General features: G+C 29.6%; 14 protein-coding genes. 12 read left to right on the top strand and 2 right to left on the bottom strand.

All coding sequences use genetic code 11. The features are described 5' to 3' along the window. The first annotated feature begins 48 nt into the window (after window positions 1-48). The 11 genes from ACTTAR_RS01310 (at window position 49) to phoB (ending at window position 13165) form a co-directional block, all read left to right on the top strand. Window positions 49-2676: a valine--tRNA ligase gene (locus ACTTAR_RS01310; protein WP_440697487.1), complete on the top strand. Its 2628-nt coding sequence runs from the start codon at window positions 49-51 to the stop codon at window positions 2674-2676. Then, window positions 2676-4394 carry a dihydroxy-acid dehydratase gene (gene ilvD, locus ACTTAR_RS01305; RefSeq protein WP_440680852.1) on the top strand — a complete coding sequence of 573 codons (1719 nt, stop codon included), beginning with the start codon at window positions 2676-2678 and terminating at the stop codon, window positions 4392-4394. Before ACTTAR_RS01310 ends, ilvD begins: the two co-directional genes overlap by 1 nt. Continuing rightward, window positions 4394-5599, top strand: coding sequence for a sugar phosphate nucleotidyltransferase (locus ACTTAR_RS01300; protein ID WP_440697486.1), 1206 nt, complete (start codon window positions 4394-4396; stop codon window positions 5597-5599). Before ilvD ends, ACTTAR_RS01300 begins: the two co-directional genes overlap by 1 nt. Further along, window positions 5596-5928: a diacylglycerol kinase gene (locus ACTTAR_RS01295; RefSeq protein WP_440697485.1), complete on the top strand. Its 333-nt coding sequence runs from the start codon at window positions 5596-5598 to the stop codon at window positions 5926-5928. The genes ACTTAR_RS01300 and ACTTAR_RS01295 overlap by 4 nt, the downstream gene beginning before the upstream one ends. 45 nt (window positions 5929-5973) lie before the next feature. Beyond that, window positions 5974-7131, top strand: a complete 1158-nt coding sequence (locus ACTTAR_RS01290) for an ATP-binding protein (protein WP_440680912.1) — start codon at window positions 5974-5976, stop codon at window positions 7129-7131. A 106-nt stretch (window positions 7132-7237) separates the two neighbouring features. Further along, a complete protein-coding gene (locus ACTTAR_RS01285; protein WP_440680911.1) occupies window positions 7238-8257 on the top strand; it encodes a substrate-binding domain-containing protein in 1020 nt (339 codons plus the stop codon). 109 nt (window positions 8258-8366) lie between these two features. Next, a complete protein-coding gene (gene pstC, locus ACTTAR_RS01280; protein WP_440680910.1) occupies window positions 8367-9770 on the top strand; it encodes a phosphate ABC transporter permease subunit PstC in 1404 nt (467 codons plus the stop codon). After that, window positions 9763-11025 carry a phosphate ABC transporter permease PstA gene (pstA, locus tag ACTTAR_RS01275; protein ID WP_440680909.1) on the top strand — a complete coding sequence of 421 codons (1263 nt, stop codon included), beginning with the start codon at window positions 9763-9765 and terminating at the stop codon, window positions 11023-11025. The genes pstC and pstA overlap by 8 nt, the downstream gene beginning before the upstream one ends. Further along, entirely contained in the window at window positions 11025-11786 is a 762-nt protein-coding gene (gene pstB / locus ACTTAR_RS01270) for a phosphate ABC transporter ATP-binding protein PstB (RefSeq protein ID WP_440634121.1), read from the top strand. Before pstA ends, pstB begins: the two co-directional genes overlap by 1 nt. Before the next feature lie 3 nt (window positions 11787-11789). Next, window positions 11790-12482, top strand: a complete 693-nt coding sequence (phoU, locus tag ACTTAR_RS01265) for a phosphate signaling complex protein PhoU (protein WP_440634122.1) — start codon at window positions 11790-11792, stop codon at window positions 12480-12482. Window positions 12483-12484: 2 nt separating this feature from the next. Then, the gene (phoB, locus tag ACTTAR_RS01260) at window positions 12485-13165 is read left to right on the top strand and encodes a phosphate regulon transcriptional regulator PhoB (protein ID WP_440697484.1); all 681 of its coding nucleotides are present in this window, start codon (window positions 12485-12487) and stop codon (window positions 13163-13165) included. Window positions 13166-13172: 7 nt separating this feature from the next. Here the strand turns inward: phoB and ACTTAR_RS01255 are convergent, their stop codons facing one another. Beyond that, the gene (locus ACTTAR_RS01255; protein ID WP_440680907.1) at window positions 13173-14054 is read right to left on the bottom strand and encodes a phytanoyl-CoA dioxygenase family protein; all 882 of its coding nucleotides are present in this window, start codon (window positions 14052-14054) and stop codon (window positions 13173-13175) included. Between the two features lie 132 nt (window positions 14055-14186). Beyond that, on the bottom strand, window positions 14187-15245 hold the full coding sequence (locus ACTTAR_RS01250; RefSeq protein WP_440680906.1) for a zinc ABC transporter substrate-binding protein: 1059 nt from the start codon (window positions 15243-15245) through the stop codon (window positions 14187-14189). A gap of 70 nt (window positions 15246-15315) precedes the next feature. On the opposite strand from ACTTAR_RS01250, the gene ACTTAR_RS01245 reads away from it, so the two are divergent. Beyond that, window positions 15316-16062: an ATP-binding cassette domain-containing protein gene (locus ACTTAR_RS01245; protein ID WP_440697483.1), complete on the top strand. Its 747-nt coding sequence runs from the start codon at window positions 15316-15318 to the stop codon at window positions 16060-16062.

The raw sequence follows: 16062 nt of genomic DNA, 5'->3' as shown, positions 1-16062 counted from the left end.
AATTGATTATTGTTAAATAAGATTATTAAATTATAAACTTTAAAATCAATGAGTAACGATAAATATATCCATTCTGAAGTTGAAAATAAGATTTATTCATATTGGGAAAAAAATGAATTATTTAAACCAAAAGAAAATTTAAAAAAATTTTCAATAGTAATTCCTCCACCAAATGTAACTGGTAGCCTTCATATGGGGCATGCATTAAATAATTCTATTCAGGATTTATTAGTTCGTTATCATCGGATGAATAATTATGAAACTTTATGGCAACCAGGAACTGACCATGCTGGTATTGCAACTCAAGCTTTAGTAGAGAAAAAACTCACTTCTGAAAAGATAGATAAGAATGAGATTGGTAGGGACAAATTTATTGAAAAAGTTTGGGAATGGAAAGAGCAATATGGTGACATAATAATCAATCAATTAAAAAAACTTGGTTGTTCTTGTGACTGGTCAAGAAATGCATTCACAATGGATGAAAATTTATCCAAATCAGTTATCAAAGTTTTTGTAGAACTTTACAATAAAGGTTTAATTTACAAAGATAAGAAATTAGTAAACTGGGATACCGTTCTTAAAACAGCTATTTCAGATTTAGAGGTAGATCAAAGAGAAGTAAATTCAAAAATTTACTACATTAAATATCATATAGATGGAACCAGTGAATTTATAACTATAGCAACTACAAGACCTGAAACAATGCTGGGCGACACCGCTATAGCTGTTAATCCAAAAGATGAAAGGTTTAAATCATTCGTTGGTAAAACAGTAACTATTCCAATTTTTGGTAGAAAAATAAAAATTATAGAAGATGATTATGCTGATCCTGAACAGGGTACAGGTGCATTAAAAATAACTCCTGCACATGATTTTAACGATTATGATGTGGGTCAAAGAAATAATCTTGAAATTATAAATATTTTTACTGAAGAGGGTAAGATAAATGAAAACGCACCTGAACACTATAAAGGTCTTGATAGATTTGAAGCTAGAAAAAGAATTTTAAAAGAACTGAAAGAAAAAGAATTTTTTGTTAAAGAAGAAAATATAAAAAATAAAGTTCCATACGGAGATAGGTCTAATTCTATAATTGAACCTTTTCTTACCGAACAATGGTTTGCTGATGCTGGTAAATTATCTGTAAAAGCAAAAGAAGTTGTGAATTCTAAAAAAACTAATTTCTTCCCTGAAAATTGGTCAAAGACATATTTTCAATGGATGAATAATATTGAGCCTTGGTGTATTTCTAGGCAGTTGTGGTGGGGACACCAAATACCAGCTTGGTACGGACCAGACAATAAAATTTTTGTAGCTATCAATGAAGAGGAAGCAAAGTCTCAAGCAAAAGAATTTTATAAAAAAGAAGTAGAATTAACTAGAGATCCTGATGTATTGGACACTTGGTTTTCATCCGGATTATGGCCTTTTGCTACACTTGGATGGCCTGAAGATGATGAATATTTAAAGAAATTTTATCCAACTTCAGTATTGGTAACTGGTTTTGATATTATTTTTTTCTGGGTTGCAAGAATGATTATGTTTGGAACTGAATTTTTAGATAAAGAACCGTTTAAAAATATATATGTTCACGCACTTGTAAGAGACGAAAAAGGGCAGAAAATGTCTAAATCAAAAGGAAACGTAATAGATCCATTAGATTTAATAGAAAAATATAGTGCTGATGCATTGAGATTTACTTTGCTTTCAATGGCTTCACCTGGAACAGACGTAAAATTATCGGAAGATAGAGTTAAAGGTTATAGAAATTTTCTAAATAAATTGTGGAATGCTAATAACTTTTTAATAACAAATGAATGTGATTTTAAAGATATTGATGAGTTACCTAATTTAAAAGTAAATATTAATAAATGGATAAATTCAGAGTTAATAGAAGCAAAGAGTAAAATTCAAAAAAATCTTGAAGATTATAGATTTGATGAAGCTGCAAAAAACGCTTATCAGTTTGCTTGGCACTCATATTGTGATTGGTATCTGGAGTTATCTAAAACTATTCTTTTTTCAGATGATAATGATGCAAAAGCTGAAGTTAAAAAAGTATCATCTTATGTATTCAAACAAATATTAATCTTACTTCATCCATTTATTCCATTTGTAACAGAGGAAATATGGCTCAAAGACCAATTTGATAAGAACGGTAGTGATTTTTTAATGTATAAAAATTGGGTAACAGGAGAGATTAATAAAGATGATAGCACTGAGCAGGTAGAAAACATCATCAATATAATTTCAGAGCTTAGATCTTTTAAAAATGAACTAAATGTTAGCCCAGGATCATTTATTGATGTTTCAATTAAAGGCATTAATGACAATCAAAAAGAATTTATTAATAAAAATGAAGTTATCTTAAAAAAACTTGGAAGAATAAATAACATACTTGATGATGATTTAGAAAAACCTGCTGCAACAATGGTTGTCTCAGGTGACTTATTTAAAATTTACTTTGATAAAGATGTGGATTTAAAATTAATTAAAGAAAACCTAACAACCAAGCAAAGTAGATTAGAACAAGAAATGAATAAAATATCTCTAAGATTAGAGAATAAAAGTTTTGTAGATCGTGCACCAAAAGAGATTGTTGAACAAGAAAAAACTAATTATAATAATTTAAAGAATGATATTGAAAAAATATCAGTAACAATAAAGGGTATATAATGGCAAAATTTAATAAAAAGAAACTTCCGAGTAGACATACATCATTAGGACCAGATAGAGCACCACATAGATCTTTTTACTATGCAATGGGTGAAACTGAAAAAGATGTAGCAAAGCCCTTTGTTGGAGTAGTTTCAACTTGGAATGAAGCAGCACCTTGCAACATTGCTTTAATGAGACAAGCACAATCTGTTAAAAAAGGTGTTAGAGCAAATGGTGGAACACCAAGAGAATTTTGTACAATCACTGTTACAGATGGAATTGCTATGGGTCATGAAGGAATGAAATCTTCCTTAATTTCAAGAGAAGTTATTGCGGACTCTGCTGAACTTACTGTTAGAGGACATTGTTATGATGCATTAGTTGGTATAGCTGGTTGTGATAAATCTTTACCAGGTTTAATGATGTCAATGGTTAGACTTAATGTGCCAAGTGTATTTATTTATGGTGGATCTATTCTTCCAGGAACTTACAAAGGAAAAGATGTAACAGTAGTAGATGTATTTGAAGCAGTTGGAAAACATTCATCAGGTCAAATGTCTGCAGCAGAACTTAGAAAATTAGAATTAGTTGCTTGTCCAAGTGCAGGTGCTTGTGGTGGTCAATTTACTGCTAACACGATGGCATGTGTATCTGAAGCAATTGGTTTAGCATTACCTTATTCAGCAGGAACTCCTGCTCCTTATGAAGAAAGAGATAAGTATGCAAAAGAAAGTGGTAAAATGGTTATGAACCTTTTACAGAAAAAAATTAAACCAAGAGATATTGTTACAAGAAAAGCCTTAGAAAACGCTGCAACAATTGTTGCTGCAACGGGGGGATCTACAAATGCAGGTCTTCATTTACCAGCTATTGCTAATGAAGCAGGAATTAAATTTGATTTAATGGATGTTGCTAAAATATTTAAAAGAACACCTTATCTTGCAGATTTGAAACCTGGTGGAAAATATGTTGCTAAAGACATGTGGTTAGCAGGTGGTGTTCCAATGTTATTAAAAACTTTATATGAGGGAGGATATATTCATGGTGATTGTATGACAGTTACAGGTAAAACTATGAAAGAAAATTTAAAAAATATTAAATTTAATCCTAAACAAAAAGTAATGAGATCTTACAAAGATCCATTATCTCCAACAGGCGGTGTTGTTGGATTAAAAGGTAACTTAGCTCCAGAGGGAGCAATTGTTAAAGTTGCAGGACTTAAGAAATTACAATTTACTGGAAAGGCAAGATGCTTTGATAATGAAGAAAGCGCTATGAATGCTGTTCAAAGCAGAAAGTACAATGATGGTGATGTAATTATTATTAGATACGAAGGACCAGTTGGAGGTCCTGGTATGAGAGAAATGTTATCTACAACTGGTGCAATTTACGGTCAGGGAAAAGGGGAGAAAGTAGCCCTTATAACTGATGGAAGGTTCTCTGGTGCTACAAGAGGCTTTTGTGTGGGTCACGTAGGCCCTGAGGCCGCTCTAGGGGGCCCTATAGGTCTATTAAAGAACGGAGATATAATTGATATTGATGCTAAAAAAGGAACTATCAATGTAAGACTTTCTAAAAAAGAATTGGCATCAAGAAGAAGAAAATGGAAAGCTAAAAAATCTGACTTTGGATCGGGAACTTTGTGGAAATACGCTCAAACTGTTGGACCAGCATACTTAGGTGCCCCAACACATCCAGGTAAGAAAAAGGAAGTTAAAGACTACTCAGAGATTTAATGAAAATAAGACCAGTTATTTTATGTGGCGGTGCTGGTACTCGTCTTTGGCCAAATTCTAAAAACCATCAAGCTAAACAGTTTATTGATTTTGGTAATTGGACTTTACTTGGAAAAACCTTAGAGAGAACAAAAGCATCCATTTATGATGCACCTATTATAAGTACTAACAAAAAATATCTCAGTAAAGTTAAACAAAATTTAAGAAAAAACAAAATTAAAAAATATAAAATTGTTGTAGAGCCAGCTAAAAGAAATACGGCTCCAGCTATCTTAAGTACAGCTTTAATTAAAGATATTCCTGAAAATCAACCACTAATGTTTTTTACAGCGGATCATTTGATTGAGAAAATGAATATATTTAATAAGGCTATCAATAAAAATAAAACTAAACTTAATGAAAATAATATCTTTGTATTTGGTATTAAACCAAAATCTCCAACAAGTGATTACGGTTATTTCTTAACTAAAAAAATCAAAGGTAACATTAATAAAGTAACAAGATTTATTGAAAAACCAAAAGAAGCAAAAGCAAAAGAAATTATTAGAAAAAATGGATATTGGAACTCAGGTATGTTTTATCTTAGAAAAGATTCAATTATCAATAACTTTAAAAAATATAACCCAACTATATATAGAAATTGTGTAACAGCAGTTAATAAGGCAAAATATAAATCAAATACTTATCATCTAAATAAAGCTTCATTTATAAAAGCAACCGCTAAATCGTTTGATTATGCAATCCTTGAAAAAACAAAGCAAATTAATGCGATCAAACTAGACATACCTTGGTCAGATCTTGGAAGTTGGAAAGAGATTTTAAAAATGTATGACAAAAATAAAAACAAATACATTAAAAAGAAAAATATTTATTTTAGACCATGGGGTAGGTACATAAATCTATTTGAAGGCAAAGAATTTTTAATTAAAGAACTTCATGTAAAACCAAAAGGAATACTAAGTTTACAAAAACATCATCACCGTGCTGAACATTGGTTGGTTACTCAAGGAAATGCCAAAATAACACTTGATAAAAATATAATTACTAAAAAACCTGGAGAGCATATATTTATTCCATTAGAAGCCATTCACAGAGTTCAAAATCCTGGACAAAAACCAGTTAAGATTGTTGAAGCTCAAGTGGGATCAATATTAAAGGAAACTGATATTGTAAGATATCAAGACGTCTACGGAAGAATAAAATGATATCTAAACTTTATAAAAATCTCATCAACTCGTTAAATGGTTTAAAAATTGTAATTAATGAAAAATCTTTTCTAATGGAATTGATTTTAGGTTTATTTTTAATTCCTTATATTTTTTTATCTAATATCGAATTTAATCATAAATTATTCTTGTTTGTTCTTTATTTTTTATTACTAGCCACAGAAGTAATTAATACTGCTATTGAAAAATTGTCCGATAAAATTACTAAAAATTATGATAGTGATATTAAAAATATTAAAGATCTATCGAGTGCATCAGTTTTTTTGATTTTATTAATTTTAATTATTACATTTTTTATAACAATTTAATTTTTTGATTATTTACTAATAGTATTTTCGTAATACTATAATTTTATGGAACTTTTATTAATAATTTTAATTTTAATTATTGTTGTATTAACATTTTTATTGTTAAAAAAAGAGAGAGTATTTGGGATTAATACTGAAGATAATTCTGAAAAAGAAAAAATTAAAATTATCGAAAGCAAAGATTATAGAAAGAATTTATATGATTTACTAAATTATATTCCAGAAGCAGTAATCATATTAGATAAAAGTAAAAAAATTATTTTTAGCAACAATTCCTCAAATAAACTTTTTCAAATAAAATTAAATGAAAATATTAGTGGCTTTTTACGTAATCCAGATCTTCTAAATTCTATTGATAAAGCCTTTCAAGGCACAAATGTTACAGATTTAGAAATTGAAATCAGAAATCAAGCAACTCAAAGATTAAATATAACTGCTTATTTAGATCACAATAACATTTTTTTTGATGAACAATCATGCGTGCTGCTAATGAGAGATTTAACTGAATTCCATAAATTTCAGCAGCTAAAATCAGATTTTGTAGCTAATGTTTCTCATGAACTTAGAACACCTTTACAGTCAATTAAAATGGGCCTTGAGACCTTTGATGATAATTCAGAATTAAAAAAAAATTCAGAAATAAACAATTTGCTACCAGTAATGATATCTCAATCAGAAAGAATGGAAAATTTGATTAGAGATTTATTGTCATTATCAAAAATTGAACTGCAAGAGCACATAAGGCCAACTCATGAGATAGATTTAATAGAATTGTTAGATTATGTAATTAAAACATACGAAAAAATAATTAGTAAAAATAATATTAAAATTAAATTTAATAAAATTGAAAATTTTAAAATAATTGGTGACAGAGATAAATTAATTGAAATTTTTACAAACCTCATTGATAACTCAATTAAATATAGTGACAAAAATAAAGAAATTACAATTTCAGCAAAAAAAGATGGTGAACTTAATATTGTTTCAATAGCAGATCAGGGAATAGGTATACCAAAAGAATCTTTGCATAGAATCACAGAGAGATTTTTTACAGTTGATCCTAGCAAAAGTCGTAGTGTTGGAGGAACTGGGCTTGGTTTAGCTATTGTTAAACATTTAGTTTCGCAACATAGAGCTGAAATGGATATTAATAGTGTAGAAAATCAAGGGACAACAATAGATATCAAATTCAACTCACTATAATACAACTAAAAAGTTAGTGGTTGTAACAAAAGTTTAACCTTCCTTTAATAAAATATTTAAGAATCAAATCTATTTAGTTCGCATTATGAATCTAAAAAGGAGAATTATGAAAAAAGTAATAAGTGTAATATTTGGATTTCTTTTAGTACTTAGTTTTACAACAACTAGTTACTCAAGAGATCAAATCAAAATTGTAGGATCTTCTACTGTATATCCTTACGCAACAGTGGTTGCAGAAAAATTCGGTAAAAGCGGGAAGTTTAAAACCCCTGTAATCGAAAGTACAGGTACTGGTGGTGGAATGAAATTGTTCTGCGCTGGTGTAGGTGTTAACCACCCAGATGTAACTAATGCATCAAGAGCGATTAAACCAAAAGAAAAAGCTTTATGTGAAAAAAATGGTGTATCTGAAATCATTGAAATTGTAGTAGGTAATGATGGTATTTCTTTTGCTCATGCAGTAAGTGCGCCAGATGCTAATTTTTCAAAAGAACAATTATGGAGAGCATTAGCAGCTAAAGTTGATGTTGATGGTAAACTTGTTGAAAATCCTTATAAAAAATGGAGTGATATTGATGCAAGTCTTCCTAACAAAAAAATTGAAATATTAGTTGCTCCTCCTACCTCAGGAACTAGAGATGCATGGAATTCTCTTGTAATGGTTAAAGGTTGTTCAAAATCAGCTAAATCTTTATTTGGAGATAAGGCTAAAAAAGAATGTGCAAAAATTAGAGAAGATGGTTATGCAGTCGAAGCTGGCGAAAATGATACTCTTATTGTACAAAAACTAACTTCAAACCCTGATGCTTATGGTTTCTTTGGTTACAGTTACCTTGTAGCAAACAAAGATAAGGTAAAAGCAGCTTCTATTGAAGGTGTACAACCATCTTTAGAAGGTATTCAAGATTACTCCTACCCAATTGCTAGACCATTATTCTTTTATGTTAAAAAAGCTCATATTGGAGTTATCCCTGGTATTCAGGAATTTTTAAAAGAGTTTACTTCCAAAAAAGCTATGAGTAACAGAGGTTATTTAGCAAAAATTGGACTAGTTCCTCTAGCTTCTGAAGAGTACAAAACAACAAGATCAGCGGCTTTAGATTTAAATATAATTAATATTAAATAGATAAAAGTTATCCTGAAAAAAGGCCAGAATTTTACTGGCCTTTTTTTAATTCAATCAGTGATTTAATTTGTAACAAAACTGTAACAAAGGGAAGATATAGAAATCTTCAATGAATTTTGTTCTTATATTTTTAATTATAATATTTTCTTTTTCGTTATTTTTTTATGGTCGTTCAAAAACAAAAAGTATTTCAATTGAAAAAAAAATAAAATTAAACGCTTTACCAAAGTTTTATGGTTATTATTTAGTTCTATGGTGCTCTATACCAGCTTTAGTTTTTTTATTAGTATGGTCTCTTTTTGAACCTGTAATAATTAAATCAATAATTATCGAAACTGCTTCTAATCAAGGAGCGATTTTCAATGATAAAAATGAAGCAAATTTAATTTATGAAAAAATTAAAGCAATACATCTTGGAACATACTTTGGTGATATAGATACTATTTTAAAAGAAAGCGCTATTGCTTATGCTAAGTTTATTAATCTTTTTACAAACTCTAAAATAGTATTAATTTTTACCATTGTTATTTTATCAGTAATTTATTCATTAAAAAAAATTAAAAATAACAATAAAGCAAGAGATGATGTTGAAATAATTTTAAAAGGTTTGTTGTTTGTATCCTCCCTTATTGCTATTTTAACTACACTTGGAATTATTTTCTCATTACTATTTGAAAGTATAAAATTCTTTTCTGTTATAAATATTTTTGATTATTTATTTGGTACTAATTGGAGTCCACAAAGAGCATTTGTAAGAGATGCATCAGCAATTACACCTGAAGAATTAGAGGAACTAAAAGATGCGTTTGGATTTATACCATTAATTGCTGGCACAACTTTTATTGCATTCATAGCCATGTTGGTGGCTGTACCTATTGGTCTTTTTTCAGGTATATATATGGCTGAATATGCTTCATTAAAAATTAGAAGAGTATCAAAACCAATAATTGAAATTTTAGCAGGAATACCGACTGTTGTTTATGGTTTCTTTGCAGCATTAACTGTTGGTCCGTTTTTTAGACAGATTGGTGAAAATTTAGGTCTATCAGTTTCATCAGAAAGTGCTTTAGCGGCTGGATTAATAATGGGAATTATGATCATTCCTTACATTTCATCATTATCTGATGATGTAATTAATTCTGTTCCACAATCTCTCAGAGATGGATCTTATGCTATTGGAGCTACGAAATCAGAGACAATTAAGAAAGTGGTTATACCAGCTGCATTACCAGGTATAATTGGTTCTATTTTGTTAGCAGTTTCAAGAGCTATTGGTGAAACTATGATAGTTGTAATGGCTGCTGGACTTGCGGCAAATCTTACTATCAATCCACTTGAGTCAACAACTACTATTACAACTCAAATTGTAATGATTTTAGTTGGTGATCAAGAATTCGATAGTCCAAAAACTCAATCTGCTTTTGCACTTGGTTTAACTTTATTTATTGCAACTTTAATATTGAATTACATTGCTCAACGAGCGGTTAAAAAATATCGAGAAAAATATGACTAAAGAACAAAGGTTAAAAAAAAGACATAACGCTGAAAAACGATTTAGATTTTATGGTCTAGCATCAATATTTTTTGCTTTATTATTTGTAATAATCTTGGTCCAAAACATATTTTCCAAAGGAAGTTCCGCTTTCATGAAAACTGCGATTAAAGTTGAGGTTTTCTTTAATAAAGATCTTATTGAAGTTGAACCAGGTGCTTCTCAAGAGGAGATATTAGAGTCTGATTTTTTTGATATTACAATTGAAAGTCTATTAAAAGTATATCCAGCGCAAAATATGGATGAGGAAAATGCTCTCATAGATTTATTTACAACAGATGCTGAAATTGAGATTAAAAAAGCGTTTTCAAATAAAAATAATTTGATTGATAAAACAATTACATTAGAGATCACAGCTTCTGATGATATTGATCAATTGCATAAAGGTAATTATCCGAGAGATTTACCTGAAGATAGAAGAAGAATTTCTGATTTCCAACTTAAAATTTATGATAAACTTGTAGAAAACAAAACTATAACAAAAAATTTTAATAATTATTTTTTTACAAACGGAGACTCTAGAGATCCTGAAATTGCTGGTATAGGAGGAGCTCTTGTAGGTTCGTTCTATAGTATATTAATTTGCTTGTTGTTAGCATTTCCAGTTGCTGTACTAGCTTCAATTTATCTAGAAGAATTCGCACCAAAAAATAAAATTACTGATTTTATTGAAATCAATATAAACAATTTAGCAGCTGTACCTTCAATAGTTTATGGTTTATTAGCTCTACAAATTTTACTAGCCACCATTCAATTACCCAGATCAACTCCATTAGTTGCAGGTATAACCTTGGCGCTAATGACATTACCAAGAATTATTATACCTTGTAGGGCTTCATTGAAGGCAGTGCCACCATCAATAAGAGAAGGAGCTTTAGCAGTTGGTGCTTCTAAATTTCAATCTGTATTTCATCACGTTGTTCCTTTAGCTTTACCTGGAACTTTGTCTGGAACTATTATTGGATTAGCACAAGCTTTGGGAGAAACAGCACCATTAATTTTAATTGGAATGGTTGCTTTTGTTGTGGATATTCCATCAACACCAATTGACCCATCTTCTTCATTACCTGTTCAAGTTTACTTATGGTCAGAGTCAGCAGAGAGAGGATTTGTTGAGAAAACATCCGCAACTATTATGATGTTATTAAGTTTTTTAATTGTAATGAATTTTTTAGCAGTATATTTAAGACAAAAATTTGAGAAAAGATGGAACTAATGAATAGTGTAAAAATAAAATCAAAAAATTTGAATGTTTTCTATGGAGAAAAACAGGCACTATTTGATGTTAATTTAGATTTAAATGAAAAAGAGGTTACAGCTTTAATTGGTCCATCTGGTTGTGGGAAATCTACTTTTATTCGATGTTTAAATAGAATGAATGATGTAATTGATATCTGTAAAGTCACTGGAAATATTGAAATTGATGGAATTGAAATTAATGACAAAAATTTAGATGTCGTATCTTTAAGGGAGAGAGTAGGAATGGTTTTTCAAAAACCAAATCCATTTCCAAAAAGTATTTATGACAACATTTCGTATGGTCCAAAAATTCATGGCAAGGGTGAAACCAAAAGTGAGTTAGATGAAATTGTTGAGAGTAGTTTAAGAAAAGCCGCTCTATGGGAAGAGGTAAAAGATAGGCTAGACGAACCAGGTACAGGGCTTTCTGGAGGTCAACAACAACGACTTTGTATTGCAAGGGCAATCTCTGTAAATCCTGAAGTTATATTGATGGACGAACCTTGTTCAGCATTAGATCCTATAGCAACAGCAAAAATTGAAGAATTAATCGATGAACTTAAAAAAACATATACAATTGTGATTGTAACACACTCAATGGCTCAAGCAGTTAGAGTTTCACAAAAAACAGGCTTTTTCCATCTAGGTAAGCTAATTGAAGTAGGTAAAACTGAGAAAATTTTTAAAAATCCTGACAATAAAATGACACAAGACTATATTACAGGTAGATTTGGATAAATTATGAGCAATGAGCACACAGTAAAATCTTACGAAGAAGAATTAAGATTCTTAATTGATTCCGTGATTAAAATGGGGAGTTTAACAGAGTCTCAAATGGTAGATTCTATGGATGCCGTAATCAAAGTTGATAAAGACTCTATTGATAAAATTATTAAAAGTGACGAAGAAATAAATAAATTCAGATCTAAAATAGATACTCAGATCATGACTTTACTTGTCAAAAGAGCACCTATGGCTATTGATTTAAGAGAAACAATTAGTTCTTTAAAAATATCTCAAGACTTGGAAAGAATAGGTGATCTATCTAAAAGTAATGCAAAAAAAGTCAAACCATTACCATTAGATTTACCCGAGGAGTTATTAGGAAATTTAAAGAGATTAGGAGATTTAGTAATAAAACAATTAAATGATGTTCTAGATAGTTATGTAAACAAAAATTATGACAAAGCTAAAGAGGTATGGGAAAAAGATGAACAAGTTGATGATTTGACCTATATAGCTATGGAAAGTGTTATTGATTTTCTCTCAAAAGATAAAAAGAATTTAGACTTCTCTACTCATTTAATTTTTGCAACAAAAAACCTTGAAAGAGCTGGAGATCACATAACCAATATAGCTGAAACAATTTGTTTTTTAATTAAAGGTGAATACTTAAAAGGTAGCAGACCTAAAGGAAAAGTTATTCAACAATAAAAATGAATGGTAGGATATTTATTATTGAAGACGAACCTTCAATAATTCAATTAGTTCAACATAATCTTGAAAAAAACGGTTTTATAGTATCATCCTCATTAAATGGCAATGATGGATTGAAAGATTTAAAAAAATTTCAGCCTGATCTTCTATTATTAGATTGGATGTTACCTGATCTTTCAGGGATAGAAATTTGTAAAAGTATAAGAAAAGATAATAGTTTTAAAAGTTTACCTATAATTATGCTAACTGCAAAAGGTGAGGAAGAGGATAAAATAAAAGGTTTAGATAGTGGAGTAGATGATTATCTAACAAAACCTTTCAGTTTTAATGAGCTTAAATCTAGAATTAAAGCTGTATTGAGAAGATCAAACCCAAATACTGTATCAAACAACTTAACATACGATGATTTAAATTTAGATAGAATTGAAAAAAGAGTATATAGGGATGACCAAGAAATCCAACTTGGACCAACTGAATTTAGATTGCTAGAATTTTTTCTAGTAAATCCAAAGAGAGTTTATTCTAGGGATCAGATTTTAGAAAACGTTTGGCCAAACAATGTAAATGTTGAGAGTAGAACAATAGATGTCCATATCAGAAGATTAAGAAAATCTATAAATATTAAAAACAAAAAAGAGCTGATTAGAACCGTTAGATCGTCTGGTTATTCTCTTATTTAAAAATTATTTAATTTTTTTGAAGTTCGTAAATAGAAACATAATGTTTCTTCTTAGGGAGTGGGATTATTGTCGGAACTTTAGTTAATCTTGGTTTTATTGATTTATTTCCTACAATAATATTTTTATCATAATTTTCTAAATTTACTTCAGGATGAGGGTTTCCATCATTGATTAATGGCCAAGCATCACAAGCTCTATAACCAAATAAAATTAAGGGTCTTGAGTTATTCATAAGATTATGTCCAGACCCATGAACTGATCTACAATGAAAAAAAACAACTGTTCCAGCAGCTCCTGTTATAGAAACACTATCTTTAGTTCCTATTTTATTTTTCTTAGTATCTATTTTTCCAACAAAATAATTTTCTTTACTGTGGTGGCTGTATACTTTTTTTTTGTGTGAATTTTTTATTATTTTAAGGGGCCCATTTTTCTCATAGCAATCATCTAAATATATACCAACTGTGATTAAATCATCGTTGGTATGAGGGTAAAAAGCCCAATCTTGGTGCCATCCAATTTCACTTCCTTTTTTCTTATTTGGAAGTTTAAAGTTTAATTTACCAAGATGAAATCTAACTGTTCCACCTAACAATTTTTTAGCTACGGATATAATCTTTTTATCTCTAGATAATTCATAGAAGATTTTATGCCTATTCTGAGGGTTATTTAGTCTTAATATTTCTTTATTCTTTGATGAGTCTGAATTGTAAACAAAATGGTAATTATTATAGGATTGAGTTCCATTTACACCATTACGATATTTTTTCTTTTTCTCTTTTGAAATTACTTCATTAACAATTTTATTTATTTTGTTTATCTTTGTTTGAGAAATTAAATTTTCTTTAACAAGAAAGCCATTTTTTTTAAATAAATTTAAATCGTTCATAAAATCAAATTATAAAGAAAATAAATCCTCTTAGAAAAAATTACAATGTTTATTGTATTATAAAAATATCAGTGAATGTTATATGTTAATCCGAGAATTTAAAAAAATTCCCGGATTAAACCTAATTTTTAATTAACAACCTTTGAAAGATGCAGACATATTTCTTATTAAATTGAAATATAGATCTTTACCTGGATCTAATGTTGCACCTAGAGGATCCAGAACACCAGTTTTAATCTTCATATCTTTTGCTACAGCATTGATAATATCAGGATTAAACTGAGGCTCTGAGAATACACAAGCTACTTTATCATGCTCAATAATTTCTCTTATTTCAGCAAGTTGTTCTGCACCAGGCATTACATCAGTATTAACAGTAAATGTACCTAATACTTTAACGTTAAATCTTTCCTCGAAATATTGATAAGCATCATGAAATACAATTGAAGATACGCTGTTACTTAAATCAGTCATTACATCAATTGTAAGTTTATCAATTTCTTGCAAAGCCTTAGCTAAATTACTTTTGTATTTAGCTTCATTTTTTGAATCATTTTCAATTAAATGTTCTGCCATTTCATTTAACATAGCTTTTGCATTAATTGGGTCCAACCAAATGTGTGGGTCAAATTCACCATGAGCATGTCCATCATGATCATCATGTCCGTGGTCGTCATGATCGTCTGCCTTTTTACCATGATCGTCGTGATCGTGGTCGTGATCATCTTCTTTTTTACCGTGATCGTCGTGATCGTGGTCGTGATCATCTTCTTTTTTACCGTGATCGTCATCATGTCCATGGTCGTCATGATCATGTTCGTCAAAAATATTTCTTTCTCTAAATTTTAATACTTGTAATCCTTTGATTTCTATTAGTTCAATTTTTTCAGCTTTTTTTGCGATAGAACTTAACGGTTTTTCTAAAAAATTTTCTAAATCTTCTCCTACCCAAAACACAAGATCAGCATTTTGAAGCATTTTTGCATGAGAGGGCTTCATTGCAAATCCATGAGGTGAGCTATAACCATCCACTATTAGATCTGGTTTACCTACACCATCCATTAAATAACTTGCTAATGAATGTATTGGTTTAATAGAAGAAACTACTTTAATTTCAGCATTTGCTGATGAAAATATTGTTAAAAAGGATATTAATGAAAAGATTATTGGTAATTTTTTTAGATTTATCATAAGTAATTATTTAAAAGTTGTTATATTATAACATTATGTAATAATATAACATTTACAAGTCAAGAAATAAATGAATTCTGAGAATAAAACTTTGGTTCAACTAAATAATGCAGGCTTTCGACAAAATGGAAAGTGGTTGGTAGAAGGTGTTTCGTTAAAAGTTGAAAAGGGAGAAATTGTAACTTTAATTGGTCCTAACGGGTCAGGAAAAAGTACAACTGCAAAAATTGCTTTAGGAATTTATAAAAATATAGAAGGGAATGTTGAGAAATATACTAACAAGATTGGATATGTTCCTCAAAAAATATCTATAGATTGGACATTACCTCTTCGTGTTTATGATTTTATGCTGTTGACAGAAAATATTGATGAGGAAGCGATAGATGAAGCTTTAAATTTAACTGGTGTCATTCACTTAAAAAATAAAAATTTAGGAAATTTATCTGGGGGTGAGTTTCAAAGAGTTTTAATAGCAAGGGCTATTTCAAAAAAACCAGAATTATTAGTTCTTGATGAACCTGTTCAAGGTGTTGATTACACAGGTGAAATTGCTCTTTATGAATTGATTAAAAAAATTTCAGACACTCTTAATTGTGGAATTTTATTAATTTCACATGATTTACATACTGTAATGACAGCTACTGATTATGTTGTTTGTTTAAACGGTCACGTTTGTTGTTCTGGTACACCAATGGATGTAGCAAAAAATAACGAATATAAAACCTTATTTGGTGAAAAAGCATCTCAAATTCTTTCTGTATATGAACATAAACATGATCATGTTCATTCAGAGGAAGGGCAAATAAAGAAAAATTAA

Source organism: Candidatus Pelagibacter sp. HIMB1709 (assembly GCF_052047635.1).
GTDB lineage: Bacteria > Pseudomonadota > Alphaproteobacteria > Pelagibacterales > Pelagibacteraceae > Pelagibacter.
This window is presented reverse-complemented; position numbering and strand designations above follow the sequence as displayed.